At 44.6% G+C, this 16647-nt stretch carries 14 protein-coding genes and 1 tRNA gene; 12 read left to right on the forward strand and 3 right to left on the reverse strand.

What is annotated here, in order from left to right; translation table 11 throughout:
* The first annotated feature begins 1 nt into the window (after position 1).
* Both V144x_RS08790 and V144x_RS08795 read left to right on the forward strand, forming a co-directional pair.
* Positions 2-1003, forward strand: a complete 1002-nt coding sequence (locus V144x_RS08790; RefSeq protein ID WP_144984365.1) for a DUF1559 domain-containing protein — start codon at positions 2-4, stop codon at positions 1001-1003.
* Between the two features lie 187 nt (positions 1004-1190).
* On the forward strand, positions 1191-1520 hold the full coding sequence (locus V144x_RS08795; RefSeq protein ID WP_144984368.1) for a hypothetical protein: 330 nt from the start codon (positions 1191-1193) through the stop codon (positions 1518-1520).
* A gap of 165 nt (positions 1521-1685) precedes the next feature.
* Here the strand turns inward: V144x_RS08795 and V144x_RS08800 are convergent, their stop codons facing one another.
* Positions 1686-2975 (reverse strand): outer membrane protein assembly factor BamB family protein, encoded by a 1290-nt coding sequence (locus V144x_RS08800; protein WP_144984371.1) that lies wholly within the window; start codon positions 2973-2975, stop codon positions 1686-1688.
* A gap of 68 nt (positions 2976-3043) precedes the next feature.
* Positions 3044-4039 (reverse strand): NAD(P)H-dependent glycerol-3-phosphate dehydrogenase, encoded by a 996-nt coding sequence (locus V144x_RS08805; protein WP_144984374.1) that lies wholly within the window; start codon positions 4037-4039, stop codon positions 3044-3046.
* A 390-nt stretch (positions 4040-4429) separates the two neighbouring features.
* Between V144x_RS08805 and V144x_RS08810 the strand changes: the two genes are divergently transcribed.
* The 10 genes from V144x_RS08810 (at position 4430) to V144x_RS08855 (ending at position 14516) form a co-directional block, all read left to right on the forward strand.
* Positions 4430-4669, forward strand: coding sequence for a hypothetical protein (locus tag V144x_RS08810; protein WP_144984377.1), 240 nt, complete (start codon positions 4430-4432; stop codon positions 4667-4669).
* 617 nt (positions 4670-5286) lie between these two features.
* Positions 5287-6426 (forward strand): hypothetical protein, encoded by a 1140-nt coding sequence (locus V144x_RS08815; RefSeq protein ID WP_144984380.1) that lies wholly within the window; start codon positions 5287-5289, stop codon positions 6424-6426.
* Between the two features lie 56 nt (positions 6427-6482).
* Complete coding sequence (locus V144x_RS08820; protein WP_144984382.1) at positions 6483-7229, forward strand: NTP transferase domain-containing protein; 747 nt, start codon at positions 6483-6485, stop codon at positions 7227-7229.
* Between the two features lie 218 nt (positions 7230-7447).
* A complete protein-coding gene (locus V144x_RS08825; protein ID WP_144984384.1) occupies positions 7448-8395 on the forward strand; it encodes a ribose-phosphate diphosphokinase in 948 nt (315 codons plus the stop codon).
* Positions 8396-8460: 65 nt separating this feature from the next.
* Positions 8461-8961, forward strand: a complete 501-nt coding sequence (locus V144x_RS08830) for a hypothetical protein (RefSeq protein ID WP_144984388.1) — start codon at positions 8461-8463, stop codon at positions 8959-8961.
* Between the two features lie 50 nt (positions 8962-9011).
* Complete coding sequence (locus tag V144x_RS08835) at positions 9012-9935, forward strand: SDR family oxidoreductase (protein WP_144984391.1); 924 nt, start codon at positions 9012-9014, stop codon at positions 9933-9935.
* A gap of 124 nt (positions 9936-10059) precedes the next feature.
* Entirely contained in the window at positions 10060-11346 is a 1287-nt protein-coding gene (gene aroA / locus V144x_RS08840) for a 3-phosphoshikimate 1-carboxyvinyltransferase (RefSeq protein WP_144984394.1), read from the forward strand.
* The gene (gene rsmB, locus V144x_RS08845) at positions 11328-12761 is read left to right on the forward strand and encodes a 16S rRNA (cytosine(967)-C(5))-methyltransferase RsmB (RefSeq protein WP_144984397.1); all 1434 of its coding nucleotides are present in this window, start codon (positions 11328-11330) and stop codon (positions 12759-12761) included. The genes aroA and rsmB overlap by 19 nt, the downstream gene beginning before the upstream one ends.
* Positions 12762-12976: 215 nt before the next feature.
* The gene (locus V144x_RS08850; RefSeq protein ID WP_232102767.1) at positions 12977-14302 is read left to right on the forward strand and encodes a DNA-directed RNA polymerase subunit alpha C-terminal domain-containing protein; all 1326 of its coding nucleotides are present in this window, start codon (positions 12977-12979) and stop codon (positions 14300-14302) included.
* Positions 14303-14445: 143 nt separating this feature from the next.
* Positions 14446-14516 (forward strand) — tRNA-Gln (locus V144x_RS08855).
* A gap of 86 nt (positions 14517-14602) precedes the next feature.
* Here V144x_RS08855 and argS read toward each other — a convergent pair.
* The gene (gene argS, locus V144x_RS08860) at positions 14603-16567 is read right to left on the reverse strand and encodes an arginine--tRNA ligase (RefSeq protein WP_144984400.1); all 1965 of its coding nucleotides are present in this window, start codon (positions 16565-16567) and stop codon (positions 14603-14605) included.
* Between the last annotated feature and the right edge of the window lie 80 nt (positions 16568-16647).

Consider the following 16647-nt stretch of genomic DNA (forward strand, 5'->3'; position numbering starts at 1 on the left):
CATGAAGCTGAAACGTTCGCAGAAGAGTGGTTTTACTTTGATTGAATTGCTAGTGGTGATTGCCATTATTGCAATTTTGATCGCATTACTGCTGCCGGCAGTTCAACAGGCCCGTGAGGCGGCCCGACGTTCCACATGTAAGAATAACCTTAAGCAGTTTGGTTTAGCGATGCATAATTACCATGAAGCACATGGAATGTTTCCTATCGCTAATGCACCATCTATTACAGACTCTTGTACCGGAACTTGTGCTTGGCGTGCAATGAGTGCCCATGCTTTGCTTTTACCTTATATGGATCAGGCAAATATATACAATCAGATCGATTGGAATTTGATGTATAATACCGGAGTGAATGCTCCTCTGAATAATGAAGTTATTCCAGCTTTCTTGTGCCCTTCTGACTTAAAGTGGGCTGGTGCTGATACGGGTAATAATTATGCGGTGAGTGCGGGTCCTTCTGGTTGGTGGAGAGTTGGTACTGGAGATCAAGTCGGAATTTTTAATTTTAGCAAGCCGACCCGTATCAGTGACGTTCTTGACGGAACTTCAAATACGATCGCCGCCGGTGAACGAACCATTGGTGATAATAACGGTGGTAAGTTTAATGTCAAAACAGACTTAGTTCGAGCACAGGCATTTCCCAGTGGATGGACAAACTCTTTTGCAACAAAGGCAGTACTTGATGCATATGGAACTCAAGCGCTTGCAGGAACCTCAAATACACACAGCCATGTCGGCCGAGAATGGATGAATGGTATCGGTGGTCAAACTGTATTCAATACCTTGAATCCTCCCAACTCACCTAATCCGGATGCTCATCCTTGTGGCGGTTGTGGCTGGTATGATTCGGCAGGAGTCTGGTCTGCTAGAAGTCGGCATACAGGTGGCGCTCATGTTTTAATGGGTGATGGTGCTGTAAGATTTGCCAGCGATAATATTGACATCACTCTCTGGCAGGGGCTTGGTTCCGCTGCGGGTGAAGAAGTGACCGGTGAATGGTAAGCCACAAAGTTACTTGAGTTAATATAGCTTTCCATGAGGGCGATTCTCACAAAAATGAGTTTCGCTCTCTTTTCATTCCTTACCTGTCGGTTTCACACCGTGAGCTGCACTGCATCATAGCCAGTGTTCTGATAGTAATTCTAACCTCCATCAATAAACGATTTCTAAAAATAAAGGGCCTTAAAAGATGAAAATAGCTTCAACCGTTCTATTGCTTGTATTATTTATCTCGATTACGGGATGTGGCGGTGCTACTAATGACACGGCTGGTGATAGTGATGGATCTGCCACAAACAATATCACTTCAACTGCTGATATGAAGACGGCCTTAGAATCAATCGCTAAAACAGGTGAGATGGGGAGTGCGGCAATGGGATTTCGAGAGACACTTGAAGGCTTGAAGCAATCTGATGCAGCAAAGGCTGATAAATTGCTAGCCGATTTAGATAAACTGGAGGCTGCCTCGAGTCCGGCAGCAGTCAAAAAAATTGCCAAACAAATGGTAGATAAACTCTAAGGCTAAATCAGAAAAACATAAAGTCCCTGGTAGATCACACTACCAGGGACTTTTTTAGTTTATTCACTTAGGCTTTTCCGATACGGTTTGTCTTCTTGTATCCAAAGGAAATCTTCGAACTCACCCTAATTAAATATGCTAGAATGAGAAACTTGTGATCCTTTTTTATTTACCTTTGATGGCATATAAACGGTCAAAGGCTCTCAAATAAAGTACTCCCTCGCTGATTGCCGGAGTGGAATAGAACGTACCGGGTAATTGATTCTCAGCAATAACGTTGCCTGTCTCAGGGCTAATGACTGTGCAAAGTCCATCGGTGTTGAGAAAATAAACTTTTCCATCACCGGCCACCAATGCTGAAAAATATTCTCCTTTCATGCGCTTTTTCCAGAGTGGGTTTCCATTTTTTAGATCTACACAAGTGGCAATACCATTTTGACTCACCATGTAAAGTTTGCCATTCAGAATTAGGGGAGTCGAAGAATCTGGAGTTGCGACATCATACTTCCATAAAAGGCCTGATTTTGTGAGATCCCCTGTTAGACCCTGTTTGAAAGCCTTAATGTATCCAAGTCCTCCACCTCCCGGATTACCCGACGTCGCAATTACCGTTTGAGAATCAGCCACGGGTGCTGCAATGATGCGCCCAAAGGGACTGGGGATATCCAGACCGCCGGCGATCCAGAGTTGTTTTCCTGTTTGGGGATCGTATGAATTTACATGTTCTGAACCAGAGACAAGTAACTCGGTTCTGGTTCCGTTTTGAAAAATAGTGGGGGTAGAATAGGCGTCGGCTCCATCTTTATGGGCTGGCAGTTTTCGGTTCACTTTCCAGACTTCTTTCCCGCTTCTCTTATCAAAGGCCACAACATAAGAGGGGCCTTTGGTGATGCAGGTGACAAATAGTAAATCTCCCCATAAGCGGGGTGTTGAACCCATGCCGAACGTAATATTGTAGGGACCATAATCTTTCACAAGATCACGTTTCCACTGAATTTCTCCCGATTTTGCATCAAGACATACCAGAAGCCCTGTACCAAAGAAAGCCCAGATATTCTGGTTATCAGCAATCGGTGAAGGAGTTGCCGCATTGTGTCGGTGTACCCAGAGGTTACGTGGGCCGGGAGCTGACAATGAGCCGGACCCTACTTTGACTCTACGAAATTCCTGACCACTTTCGCGATCAAAAGAAATAACCCAGAGCGAATCATCATTGGTTTTTGTAGTGATATCAATTCGGTTGGCCGTGATTGCAGGAGAAGAGTTTGCTCGTCCTGGTAAAGCGGCAGACCAGAAAACTCCTTGATCCTGCGACCACTTTGCAGGTAAGTTTTTCTCTGTGGAAATTCCGCTTCCGGTTGCTCCGCGAAACTGAGGCCAGATTTCTGCAGCAGAGATTGTAGGCATCAGCAGGCAAAAAACGAGGACTGAAAAAATACGTTCTGAAAATCGCATGAAATAACTCCCGGATTGATTCAAAGGATCTCGAGCATCTTTTTTGATTTGAGAAAGACGACAACAAATTATTCTTCTCTTTGAGGACGTGTCATTAGTGTTTGAGTCGCATCATCCGGTGATTTGCCTTCAAATAGAACACGATATATTTCTGTGGTAATAGGCATCTCCAGGCCTTTGTCCTCAGCCAGGTCATACACACTTCGAGTGGTATTGACGCCTTCTGCAACAGCATCCATCTTCGAAAGAATCTGTTCCAGCGATTCGCCTTGTCCCAACTGTTCTCCCAGTTTTCGGTTTCGGCCAAAGGGGCTCATACAAGTTGTAATTAAATCGCCCACACCCGCCAATCCAGAGAATGTCGCGGGTTCAGCTCCCAATGCAGAACCGAAGCGATTCATTTCTACCAGACCGCGAGTCATGATCGCCGACTTTGCATTGTCGCCATACTTGCCGCCATCACAAATGCCTGCGGCGATGGCAATCACATTTTTTAACGCTCCCGCTAATTCCACACCGACGATATCTACATTCGTGTATACACGAAAACGGTCCGTGCTGAAGAGTTGCTGGGTTTGTTTGGCGAGTTGAATATCACCACTGGCTGCGACTACACTTGCCGGCAGACGACGGGCAATTTCTTCAGCATGGCTGGGGCCGCCCAGAGCGACAACAGGGCGAGGTCCCAAAGCATCGGCAATGATTTCGCTGGGACGAAAAAAGGTCTCTTTTTCAATGCCTTTGATAACACTGATGACTGGCAAACCTTTTTTCAGATGCGGTGCTAATGGCGTGAGTGCTGTTCTAAGGAACTCTGTTGGAATGGCTACAACGAGATAATCAGCATCCTTAACTGCTTCGTCGATGTCGGAAGTGACATTGACTGATTCCGGAAGCGGAACACCAGGGAGCAATCTTTTATTCTCTCGATGTTTTCTCAAATCTTCAGCGACCTCAGCTTTGCGAACCCACATGGAAACGGCAACATCTGATGATTCTGTAAGTAATGTCGTACAGGCAGTCGCCATCCCGCCTCCGCCCAAAATTGCAACTTTTGTATTCATAAAACATCAATCTTTCATTTTTAAGCCAGAGACGTCTTGATTCTTTTCACCAGTAATAGAGATCCCTCCCTCAGTCAACAGCATGACAGGCAGAATACGCAGGATCGTAATACTTGTAATATAACGAGAATTGCCACGTAAGCCAAAGAAGGCAGAAATAACTGTCGATGGTATTTTTTGATGGTTCTGTTTTAAGGCAAAATTGACGCACTCTGCACCTACGAAGAGTCAATTTAAGTTGATTTTCTTGTATAACTGCCATAAGCAGAACATTGAAAACGATCCGCAGCAAAAGACAGCAATAATCGTTGCAGATAGCAAAATTTCCCACATTACCAAAAAATGTAAGCTACGTTTTGCTTGGTAAATACTTAATTGAGGAGCAATCGTATGAAACAGGTTACCGAGCCACAATCTGCCACGTTCCAGGATCGTCGCCAGAATCGAAATGACAATCCTTTGCAAGAGATGGGCGAAAGACGTCAGTTCAGCAATTCTTACAATTCAGACAACTCAGATGTCAATGAACTGGCCCAAGCAATTGACCAGTATAAACTGCGTCATCGCCGACGGTTCATTACTTTTGAAGAATTACATTCTGTAGTGACTAGTCTGGGTTACCATAAATAAGCCACCACAGTTTCTCAATTCTTCTCGATAATTGAGAACATATTAAGCGAATGCGATGTGAGCTACTCTGACAGACTTCATCGGACGTCTCAACTGTCCTGATTGATCGGTGACAGCGATATTTACATACTTTTCTCAGAGTGATTAAGTAGTGTATTCGCCATCGTTCATAGTGCAGGAATTTTAAGCTTCGATCCTCGTTTAGATACAAATTCAAATCTCCTTCAAGACGGGACATTTCATACTCTCGATCCAGCTTTCTTAGTTTCGAAGATTATAAATTTACTGTCAAATTGTCTATTTATAAGATGTCTTATCGTTCTGTCTTTCGGGTTTAAAATTCTACCTGGTAATTCTTTATCAATCATTTCTCAGTTCCTTCTTGTTGGATCGCAGTCTGGAACTTTTTCTGATCAATTTCCAAAAAATTCGAACTTTTCCTCAAGTTTGCTTCCGATTGTCTTCAGATTGCTGTTGACCTAATCGTCTACATTTGGAAAATTCCCTCACTAAACCACCCCCAAATATGAGTCAAGCTACATTGTGTCGCTAACTCCCCATTCAGATAGAGCGTTTCCGCTCATAAACTGATTAATCCTATATTTGCAGGTTGAACATTGAACGCTTCCCTTCTTTGTCTTGCCACCGTATTGTCAGCGGGACTGAATCCCGCTGAATTAACAACTGTCTACACTCCAGCAGAGGACTTTGAAGCAGTGATTCGCGCTCAAAGCCCTCAGCCAACTTATGAGGAACAAGTTCCATTTGGTAACAATACGAACCCTCCCAGTGGTTCTTACACTGTTCCTGAAGGACAGACTTTTGATCCTAACGGAGGAGGTAACTTGTATGGTGCTCCCGCTGCTGGATACGATCCATTTCTCACTCCAGGGGTTGGTCCAGGCCAGTTTGGAAACCAGCCGCCGTCTGGTTATGCAAGTGGGATGAATGGCCCACAGCCTTATCGCTTTGGTTGGACATCTCGATTTGAGATTGGATTTTTGCCTAAATCACGCACTTACGTTCCTCCAACAGGAGCTGACGGTGGAAACTTTGGAGTTTTTGAAACAGACGTGGATCTGACGTATACAACACCGACCCGTAATGGTTGGATTTTTGCGGTGACACCAGAATTCGATTACCGAGGATGGGAAGGTCCGCAAAATATTTCCTTGCCAGGAAAAGGTTTTCGCTTTGGTTCAGATTTGCAATTATCAACACCCGGCAATGGGCTCTGGAGTGTTCAGTTAGGATTCACCCCTTCTTTGGGTTCTGATTTCGGAAAAAGTCTCAGTTCCAGAGCCTGGATGTTCGACGCACGCGTCGTTCTGTTCTTCCGTCCCTCTGACACCTGGATGTTTGCCGTTGGTGCAGGTTATTGGGATCGAGTACGCGACTATGTGATTCCTTATGCGGGAATCGTTTGGACGCCTAATGATATTTGGGAAGTGCGTGCAATGTTTCCCAAAGCACGCGTCAGTCGTTTCATGGGTAATGTCGGAGATAAAAGTGTCTGGTTGTATGGTAGCTTTGAATACGACATTGAAGCCTTTCAGGTCGAACGAACTGGTGTAGCAAACCGCGATCAAGTAGAATTTAAGGATTACGTCATGATGCTCGGTGTCAGAGGCGACAATGGATTGGTGTCTCTCTTCCTCGAAGCAGGTGGTGCCTTAAAACGAGAAGCTGACTTCAAAAGCGGTGGTGGATTTGATATCAAAGATGGTTTCATTGCCCGATTTGGTGTGCAATATTAAGCCGCGCTTTACTTAAGAATCTATCACACCATGATACCTGATAAAGGAATTCATCAGTGAATCCTCCTGCAGCAATCATCCTTGCCGCTGGCAAGAGCACAAGGATGAAGTCAGAGCTTCCCAAAGTGTTACACCCCATATTGGGGCGTCCCATGATCGAATACGTTTTGGACGCCGCGCGTTCTGCAAATTGCCAGAAATTAGTTGTGATCGTGGGACATAAAGCAGAGGAAGTCAAAGCAGCACTGACTCACCATTCCGATGTGGAATTTGCACTGCAAGCAGAACAAAACGGCACGGGGCATGCGGTTATGATGTGTGCAGATCATCTGGCCAACCATAATGGACCTGTTTTGGTTTTAGCCGGTGATACCCCATTGTTGAAAGGGGCTTCGTTAGCGCGCTTGCTCAAGACTCAAAAAGAGAATCAGGCAGCCTGTGTTGTGGGAACAGCAATAACGAAGGCGAATGCAGGTCTCGGACGAATTGTTCGCGATGCAGAAGGTCAATTCTTGCGAATTGTGGAACAAAAAGATGCGACTCCCGAAGAAGCCGCCATTGAGGAAATTAATACAGGTTGTTTTGCATTTGACGGTCAGCAATTATTTCATGCTCTGGAACAAGTGAAGCCTGATAATAGCCAGGCAGAGTACTACCTGACAGATTGTGCAGAGATTCTATTGAAGGAAGGACAGCCTGTTTTTGCCAGTTCTGTGTTTGACATTCAGGAAGCTAAAGGTGTGAATACGCAGGATCAACTGGCTGAAATCGCTGAGATTATTCAAAGTGCTGCGACTGAATAATCGAACGAAATTGTCTACCTTTTTCTTTCGTCAATGTTCTTAGAATTTGTCCAGATAACTGCATTTTGGCACTTTCGCACGAAAATGAAAGCTCATACTTGACTTCTTTCTCGCGATAAGCGTGAATAGGGAGAATTGCCAGACAGATTCGTTCGGCGCTGACTGTTTTGGCTCCCGCATCATAATGTTCCGCACTACAACTGCAGGCATCGCATTTAATGTATGATCATCTGACTCTTCTCAGTGGACGAGCACACCCGCAATTAGCTGGAGAAATTGCGGATTATCTCGGCATTCGACTGGCTTCGGTAGAGTTGTCAAATTTCCCTGATGGTGAAATTAGTTTAAAACTCAATCAAAATGTTCGAGGACGAGATGTGTTTATCGTTCAACCGACTTCGCCGCCCGTGAACGATAATCTGATGGAGCTGTTGATTCTGATGGATGCCTGTCGACGTGCCAGCGCAGAACGGATCACCGCTGTAATTCCCTATTTTGGCTACGCTCGACAAGACCGAAAAGATTCAGGTCGCGTTCCCATCACTTCGAAACTGGTTGCTAACCTGATTAATGAATCAGGAGCAGATCGGGTTCTGGCTATGGATCTTCACGCTGCACAGATTCAAGGTTTTTTTGATACGCCCGTTGATCACTTATATGCAGCACCCATTCTTGACCGTTATTTTCGATCTCTGAATATTCCTGACAAAGAGCTCGTTGTGGTTAGCCCTGATGAAGGCAGCATTAAACGTACTTTGCAGCATAATAATCATATTGGTGGCACACTTGCGATTGTCGATAAGCGTCGTAAGAATGCTCTGGAAACACAGCAGGCAAATATCATTGGTGGTCCGATAGAAGGTAAAATCGCCTTGATTTTTGATGATATGATTTCAACGGCAGGATCAATTGTCGGAGCGGCTAATGTTGTCAAAGAACATGGTGCCAAAGAAATTTATCTCGGAGCATCCCATGCTGTCTTCTGTGGTTCTGCAATCAAACGTTTGAGTGAAGCACCGATCAAAGAGATTGTTGTCACAAATAGCCTGCCGATTCCTGATCAGGATAAACTATCTAATTTAAGATCGATTTCAATTGCTCCTTTATTAGGAGAAGCCATTCGTCGGATTCACCGAAACGAATCCGTAAGCCATCTGTTTGATTAAGTCGTATTGGTGAGCCCAAACAGAAATGTACAATCGGGATCGCATTCTGAAAAAGTGAGATGTCGATGGCGCGAAATGAACAAGACCGCGAAGACCTGATGCGTGAAGCGACAGCCTTCTTTCCTCGCGCTGAAATACAAGTCGAACATGAAGCGGATCCTGTATTCTGGGGACAAAAGAAAAACGGTCATTTTTCTTTTTATTTTGGCAGTGATCCCGTTTATCAGTTTGATCAGAACGGTCTCTTAAGGCGGGCATTTATTGCGGGGCAGCTTTATCGAACCCAGAAAAATACACTTGCGCGATTAACACGTGAAAGAAATTCTACTGAAACAGTTCTAAAACGAGACGACTTGACTATAACACAAGTAGAAGTCTTTTTGCAGATGATGGCAGACCGATTTCAAAAACTGGACTCCGATTTTGTCAACAAGCAGCATGTAAGATTGATCCGATCCCTGTCTGACAATTCCGAATTGGAATTACAGAATTTAATTCAAGATAAAATCAAACAGGTATTACAAAATTCACATCAGCTTGCCCCGAGAATTCGGGGGAAACGTTAATAAGGCCAAACAGTTATTTCTCATTTATTAATGTAAATTGTTCTCGAAAGATGACTAAACTTATTATTGGCTGTGGATATGTTGGTTTACCAGTGGCTCAGAAATGGCTAGAGCAGGGGCATACTGTCTATGCGCTAACACGATCAGAAAAGCGCGCCAGTGAATTCAAAAATCTTGGACTCAAGCCAATCGAAGGAGATATCACCCAACCGGAATCACTCAAGAGTTTGCCCAGTACAGATACGGTCTTGTATGCGGTGGGATTTGACCGTTCAGCAAATCAGACTCGTCATGATATCTATGTCACGGGATTGAATCATGTACTCTCTGAAATCAAAAATCGGACGAGGAAAATTATTTACCTTTCCAGTACCAGTGTTTATGGTCAGACTATGGGAGAATGGGTTGACGAAACAAGCCCTTGTGAACCGGAGCGGGAAAACGGAAAAATTTGTTTGGAAGCGGAACGGCTTTTTGAAAAACAGAGACTTATCTCGAAACGGGAAGATCACAACTCCGCGTCAGCCGTGATTCTCAGGTTAGCCGGGATTTATGGTCCGGGACGACTACTTGCCAGGATGGAACAAATTAAAGCTGGCGAACCATTACTGGGTAGACCAGATGCTTATTTAAATCTGATTCATGTCACAGATATCGTCAATACAATCCTCCGATGTGATGCCGACATTCCTCTCGAGTCTCATTATCTGGTCAGTGACAATTATCCAATGACTCGTCAGGAATACTATGAAACTTTGGCACAAATGATAGATGCTCCTCTTCCACAATTTGCAGTGAAGGAGTCAGATCAGCCTGAATTGAAGTCAAAACGCAACCACAGTACTGAACGGGCGGCAGGATTGAATAAGCGGTGTAGTAATAAAAGGTTACGCGAAGGTTTGGGGATCGAATTAGTTTATCCGACCATTAGGGAAGGTCTTCCAGATGCGACTCAAACTCTCGGAGACACTTGAAGACACGGATCTACTCACTTTAGGTTTGGATACCAAGTGTGTATGCTGTGACGAATTAACGACTCATTTACTATTAGCTTGAGACAGTTACCAGATCTCAACACATCTTTCATTTAATTATTCCATGCTCAAAACTTATCAAGTCAAACCCGTTACCGGTTCCATTGAAGGGACAATTCGTCCACCTGGCTCAAAAAGCATTACTAATCGTGCATTAATTATTGCCGCACTCGCTGAAGGTACGACACAGTTAACTGGAGTTCTGGATAGCCAGGACACTCAAGTCATGATTGAAAGCCTGAATCGATTAGGTATCAAGGTCAAGCATGATCCGGAAAAGTGTACGATTCTGGTTGAAGGCTGTGATGGAAAAATTCCACAAACATCAGCCTCCCTGTGGTTGGAGAACAGTGGCACCAGTATCCGGTTCTTGACGGCACTTTGTGCAACTGGGACTGGAGAATATATTCTAGATGGCAATGCGCGCATGCGAGAACGCCCCATTCAGCATTTAGTGGAAGCGTTAAAGCAATTAGGAGTCGATCTTGCCTGTGAAAATGACACAGGTTGCCCGCCAGTCAGAGTCAAGGCGAATGGGTTATCAGGTGGTGAAACTGCGATTTCTGGTAGCGTATCCAGCCAATATTTAAGTGCCTTGTTGATGGTTGCTGCGACTGCAGATAATCCCATTACTATATCCATCCAGGGTAATATGGTTTCAAAGCCGTATTTGGAGATTACGTTAGGAGTTATGGCACAATTTGGTGTGACCATAGATCGAATACAACCCTCAGTATGGAGAATTCACCCGCAAACCTATCGGCGATCTGTAGCTTATGATATTGAACCTGACGCTTCTGCAGCCAGTTACTTTTTTGCTGCTGCTGCGATTACAGGAGGGAGTGTGACAGTAGAGGGATTGAATCAAGATGCGTTGCAAGGTGACATCAATTTTATACGGGTCCTGGAGGACATGGGATGCAACATAGAACAAGGTCGCAATAGTATCACTGTGCATGGTTGCCCTTTAAAAGGCATCGATGTGGACATGAATGATATTAGTGATACCGCTCAGACATTGGCCGCGGTTGCATTGTTCGCAGAGGGGCCTACCTGTATCAGGAATGTGGGACATATTCGCCATAAAGAAACTGATCGTCTGACCGCAATTGCAAATGAATTGAAGCGAATGGGAATCAAAGTTGAAGAAACAGAGGATTCGATCACGATTCATCCAGGTGAAATTCATCCGGCAACAATCGAGACATATGACGATCATCGTATGGCCATGAGTTTTGCATTGGTCGGATTGAAAATCCCCGGAATCGTAATTGCAGATCCAGATTGTACCATTAAGACTTATCCGCATTTCTTTACCGATCTGGAAAAGTTGTGTGGTCAGTCATCGTGAAAAAGAAAAACGTCTGGCATCAAAAGAAGCCATCTTCAAATTCGCATGACATACAACTCCCCCAATGTTTTCGCTCCGCGCGAGAACTCGCATTTTTTCTGCTTGAAGAATTTCGTATTCGTGAGCAGTTTGTAAGTGATTCGCTTCAACGCTGGGATCGTCGTATTGAACTTTCCTCGCAGGATCGCCGATTAGCAATGGAAATCAGTATTGGCGTGATTCGACGACAGCTGACTCTCGATACGCTGATTGAGCACCAATTGACGCGTCCACGGGAAAAGTTGGAGCCTTCCTTGTGGACGCTGCTGCAAATCGGTGTGTATCAATTGGTCATGCTCGATCAAATTCCCGATCACGCTGCCGTTTCTGAAACAGTAGAACTTGCTGCGAAGCTTAAGCGTGTGCGTTGGAAAAAAATGGTGAATGCGATTTTGCGTTCTATAAGTCGACAACTCATTGAAGATGTTGCTACTGCTCCTAAAGCGAATGCGATTCCTTTGAGCTTCGAGCGCTATCGCTGTTTTGCATCAGATTATTTTGATGATCCTGAATCAAATATTTCCAGGTATGTTTCCAAAGCATTTAGTTTTCCTGAGTCACTCATTTCTGATTGGATCACTCGATATGGTATCGATCAAACACTTCAGATTGCTCAATGGTTTAATCAACGCAATAAGCTCTATTTGCGCGTTAACCTTTTAAAAACCAATCGGGACTTTTTACTCACGGAACTTCTGGATTCGGGTATCCAGGCTAGCTTGGGAACAGAGCTTCAATCGATCAGGTTGGACCAGGCGGTTCCTCTAGAATCTCTTGTTGGATTTGATTCTGGAAAATTTACGATCCAGGATGAATCTGCGATTGCCGCCGGAAATCTCTTGAATCCACAGCCGGGTGAAACGGTTTTGGATTTGTGTGCGGCTCCCGGAACGAAAACGACTCATCTTGCAGAACTCATGCAAAATCAGGGGACGATTATTGCCACTGATGTTGGAGAGGACCGACTCGACAAAATTAAACAGAACACGTCCAGGCTGGGACTCAATATCGTTCAACCTCGACTGATTAAGTTGCATGAAACTGATTTACCTGGCGCTCCCTTCGATGCGATTTTAGTCGATGCCCCTTGTTCGAACTCGGGGGTGCTTGGGAAACGTCCTGAAGCACGTTGGCGCATTGATAATTCCTCAATCAATGAACTGGTTGAAATTCAGCGTCACTTGGTGCGACTTGCTTTAGACCATTTGAAGCCAAGAGGCCGCTTGGTCTATTCCACCTGTTCCTTCGATCCCAGAGAGAATGGAGAGCTGCTGAAACGCGTTTTGAAAGACTATCCAGGCAGAGCAATCGTCCAGGAAAATATTCATTTACCAGGATCTCCCTCTGACGGTGGTTATCAGGGGCTTGTTTGTTGAAGAGACTTGGGGGTATTCATTAGGTCACTATTTTTGTTGTGTTTATGCATAAGGTACATAGATACAGCGAGAAAACAGAGTAAACGAGCCTTGATGGTTGCTGTTTCCCTAACCAGATTGTAAGATTCGAGTTTAAGAAATTTGGTAATAGTTGGTTGCGATGATATCTATTACCTGCTTCCACCTGCGCGCTAGCTGCAATAAAGGAAATTAGTGTGAGTGTAGACGAATTAATTGATGTAAAAGGTGTGTTACAAAGTTCTGGTAGTGTCGGATATTCAGATGTAGAACAGTTGAGCGAAATTGTCTGCTCTGATCAGGTTGCCGAGCTACGTAATGAAGTGCAGGCTCTCGTCAAGAACATAGCTGATGGTCAGGCCTCTGCTGGGCTTTCTGCGAAGGCTGGTATCGCCTTGCATTTGTTAGGTCAACACAGTGATGCGGTTGAGCAACTTGAAAAAGTTCAAGATAATGCAACGGCCAGCTTTTTTCATGCTGTTTCTTTAATCGCACTAAAGCGATATCCAGACGCTGGCAAACAACTAGAGGCAGCAGCAAAGTTGGGCTACGATGCAATTGAGTGCTCACTGAGAAGAGCAGAAACTTTTCGCCTGGTGGGTAATTTGGATGAATCAGAAACGATTCTATCTTCCATCGCTAAAGATGCGGCTGGTCGAGCCGAATATTCATTCCAGATGGGATGTATTCGCTCAGACCGTGGAGACTTATACGGAGCGATTGAATATTTTGAACGAGCCGTCGATATGGACCCCCGTCACTCTCGCGCGATATTTCGTCTCGCAGGAGAAAACGCTTCGCGTGGAAATGATGAAGATGCGATCCGTCTCTATGAGCAGTCTCTCTCCAGTCCGCCTTTCTATCTGGGAGCGATTCTGAATTTGGGATTACTTTATGAGGATATGGAAAACTATCCGGCTGCTGCGTTTTGTTTCCGACGTATCTTGGAAGCAGATCCACAAAATGAAATGGCTGCGATGTATCTGAAAGATATCGAAGCGGCTGACAGCATGTACTACGACGAAGAGACTGCTCGTAACGAAGCCCGCATGAAACAATTGTTGGATCGACCAGTGACTGATTTTGAGCTTTCTGTTCGCAGTCGCAACTGTCTGCATGCGATGGATATTCATACGTTGGGTGATCTGACACGTGTCAGCGAAAACGACCTATTAGCCGGAAAGAATTTTGGCCAGACGTCACTCGATGAAATCCGAGAGATGCTTACTTCATTCGGCTTACATATCGGTCAAAATCTGCATGAATCGTTGGGACAAGAAGGGGGTTATGCCGCCTTGCCTCCTGAATTGGCTGACAACCCTGTTACAGAGAAACCCATTTCCGACCTCGGACTTTCCGTGCGTTCACGAAAATGTATGTCTCGGCTTGGAATTGGAACTATGGGCGAACTTCTTCGACGTAGCCCGGATGAGTTATTAGCCAGTCGCAACTTCGGCGTGACTTCACTTAATGAAATCCGTGAAAAATTGGGTGAAATGAATCTCAAATTGCGTAACGATTAGTGAATTTGAAAGATGCTGATTTTCTCTGAGACAACTCTTGCCAGATTATCAGAGATTCAATAAACTCCGTTCGATTAGAATTTTTCTACTTCAGAAATGAAACTGGACGCAGCTACCGCGTCTTGAACAGGTAAATACAACGTTACCCGATAGTGTAATGGTAGCACAACAGATTTTGATTCTGTTAGTCAAGGTTCAAATCCTTGTCGGGTAATATTTATAAAAAAAGCATTCCATTTTGGAATGCTTTTTTATTTCCCTTGGCGCAAGCAATTTGATTGTCGTGATTGTCATCTATGTTTACATTCGTTCGCAGGTACGGATTCCCAATAGAGACAACCCATGCTCAATGACACGGGCCGTTAAATCACATAACAATAAACGGCTCGTCTTCACATTCTTGTCTTCTGCCTTGAGGACATGGCAGTTGTTATAAAACGTACTGAATAAATTTGACAACTCGAAAAGGTAGTTGGTCAGGTAATTCGGCCGCGCTTCGATAGCCACGCTCTCAAGAATTTCGGAATATCGATTGATTTGTAACGCCAAAGCTCTTTCACTTTCCTCAGCAAGATCGAGCATTGTGTGGTCATTCCTTAGGGCATTGCGGTCGACATTCCCTTTACGAAAGATTCCGCAAATACGTGCATAAGCGTATTGCATGTAAGTAGCAGTATCGCCTCGGTTCGCCAGCATTTTGTCCCAGTCAAATACGTAGTCACTATCGCGGTTGTGCTTCAGATCGGCGTATTTGATTCCTCCCAAGCCTACCGTTTCGGCGATTTGAGTCCGTTCCTCTTTACTTAGTTCTGGTCCATCAGGTTTGGCATCATCATTTTCTGCAACGATCGCATATGCTCTTTGAATTGATTCATCAAGCAGGCTTTCTAAACCAACAGTATCGCCAGATCTTGTCTTATAAGGGCGTTTATTCTTTCCCAAAATGGTTCCAAAACTGACATGCTGTAATTCAAGATTGGTGAATCCCCACTCTTTAACCGTGGCAAACAATAATTGAAAATGCTCGCTCTGCCTTGAATCGACGACATACAGTAACCTATCTGCTTTGAGTTCTTCAACCCGATACTTGATCGTAGCCAGGTCGGTCGTGGCATAGGTAAACGCACCATCCTGCTTTTGTACAATAAAGGGGGCTTTGAAACCTTCTATGAAGACACAAGTCGCCCCTTCGCTTTCAGTCGCTAATCCTTTTTCTTTGAGATCAGCTACCACATCTGCCAGCATGGGTTGATAATAACTTTCCCCCAAAGTCATGTCGAATTGAATATCGAGGCGATCATAAACAACTTGAATGGCTTCGAGACACTCTGGAAGAAATTGTTTCCAGAGGTCAAGGTTCTCAGGGTCTCCCGCATGGAGCTTTGCGGTTTCCTGACGAGCCTGTCTCGCGATTTCAGGAAAGGTATCAGCTTTGCTTTGCAAGTCTTTGTCTTGCTCGAATGTAGTCAGTTTTTCCTGCATCGATCTTAGTTCTGACTTACGTTCCCCGATGTTTGAATTTAATTTCCTGATCTGTTTCTGGGCTTTTTTGTCTGATGGATTGTTAGCCGCTTCCATTGTTTTCAGCTTTGATTCCAGTTGCTCAACTTCGTTCTGTACTGTAGGAATGGTATTCCTGGTTGCATGGTAATCAGACAGTTGGTTTACCAGTCGATAAAGTCGTGCCAGTTCCTCCACAGGACTTTCCTGGAATGCAGCTTCGTTGAGGAAGTGCTTATATCCAAAAATGATCATACCAAACTGTGTTCCCCAGTCGCCGATGTGATTATCGCCGACAACATCGTGCCCCAGGAACTGCAGAACACGATAGTTGGCATCGCCAATCACCGAACTTCTTAAATGTCCTACGTGCATTGGTTTGGCAACATTGGGGGCTGAAAAATCAACGACCACTTTCTGTGGAGACTTAGCAGTAGCGACCCCCAGTCGGTCATCGGTAACTAATTGTTTGGTTTGATCCTCTAACCAGTCTTGTTTTAGCTTGATGTTGATAAACCCGGGACCAGCCACTTCCAGGGGTTCACAGACATCTGATAGATCAACTTGTTCAACAATTTGGGCGGCAAGATCTCGTGGTTTTAACTCTTTAGAACGATTCGCTAAAGGCATTGCAAAATTTGCCTGATAATCACCAAACTTGGCATCTTGAGATGCTTTCAGCATTTCAATTACGGTAGATGGATCTTCCGTCCATGCCAATAAAGCTGGCGTGAATCGAGTTCTGAGTTCATCAAGAATATTCATGTCAAATTTCCAATCGCAGGACTCTAGTCTCTCGCTTCATGAAAAGATGTTCTGGCGAGAGTATTGATGCCCAGAATACA

The sequence above is a fragment of the Gimesia aquarii genome, assembly GCF_007748195.1.
In the GTDB taxonomy this organism is placed as follows: domain Bacteria; phylum Planctomycetota; class Planctomycetia; order Planctomycetales; family Planctomycetaceae; genus Gimesia; species Gimesia aquarii.

Excerpts from the sequence above, each read along its gene's own strand:
- V144x_RS08790 (WP_144984365.1), top strand. The coding sequence starts at position 2 with ATGAAGCTGAAACGTTCGCAGAAGAGTGGTTTTACTTTGATTGAATTG.
- V144x_RS08795 (WP_144984368.1), top strand. The coding sequence starts at position 1,191 with ATGAAAATAGCTTCAACCGTTCTATTGCTTGTATTATTTATCTCGATT.
- V144x_RS08800 (WP_144984371.1), bottom strand. The coding sequence starts at position 2,975 with ATGCGATTTTCAGAACGTATTTTTTCAGTCCTCGTTTTTTGCCTGCTG.
- V144x_RS08805 (WP_144984374.1), bottom strand. The coding sequence starts at position 4,039 with ATGAATACAAAAGTTGCAATTTTGGGCGGAGGCGGGATGGCGACTGCC.
- V144x_RS08810 (WP_144984377.1), top strand. The coding sequence starts at position 4,430 with ATGAAACAGGTTACCGAGCCACAATCTGCCACGTTCCAGGATCGTCGC.
- V144x_RS08825 (WP_144984384.1), top strand. The coding sequence starts at position 7,448 with ATGTATGATCATCTGACTCTTCTCAGTGGACGAGCACACCCGCAATTA.
- V144x_RS08830 (WP_144984388.1), top strand. The coding sequence starts at position 8,461 with ATGGCGCGAAATGAACAAGACCGCGAAGACCTGATGCGTGAAGCGACA.
- V144x_RS08835 (WP_144984391.1), top strand. The coding sequence starts at position 9,012 with ATGACTAAACTTATTATTGGCTGTGGATATGTTGGTTTACCAGTGGCT.
- aroA (WP_144984394.1), top strand. The coding sequence starts at position 10,060 with ATGCTCAAAACTTATCAAGTCAAACCCGTTACCGGTTCCATTGAAGGG.
- argS (WP_144984400.1), bottom strand. The coding sequence starts at position 16,567 with ATGAATATTCTTGATGAACTCAGAACTCGATTCACGCCAGCTTTATTG.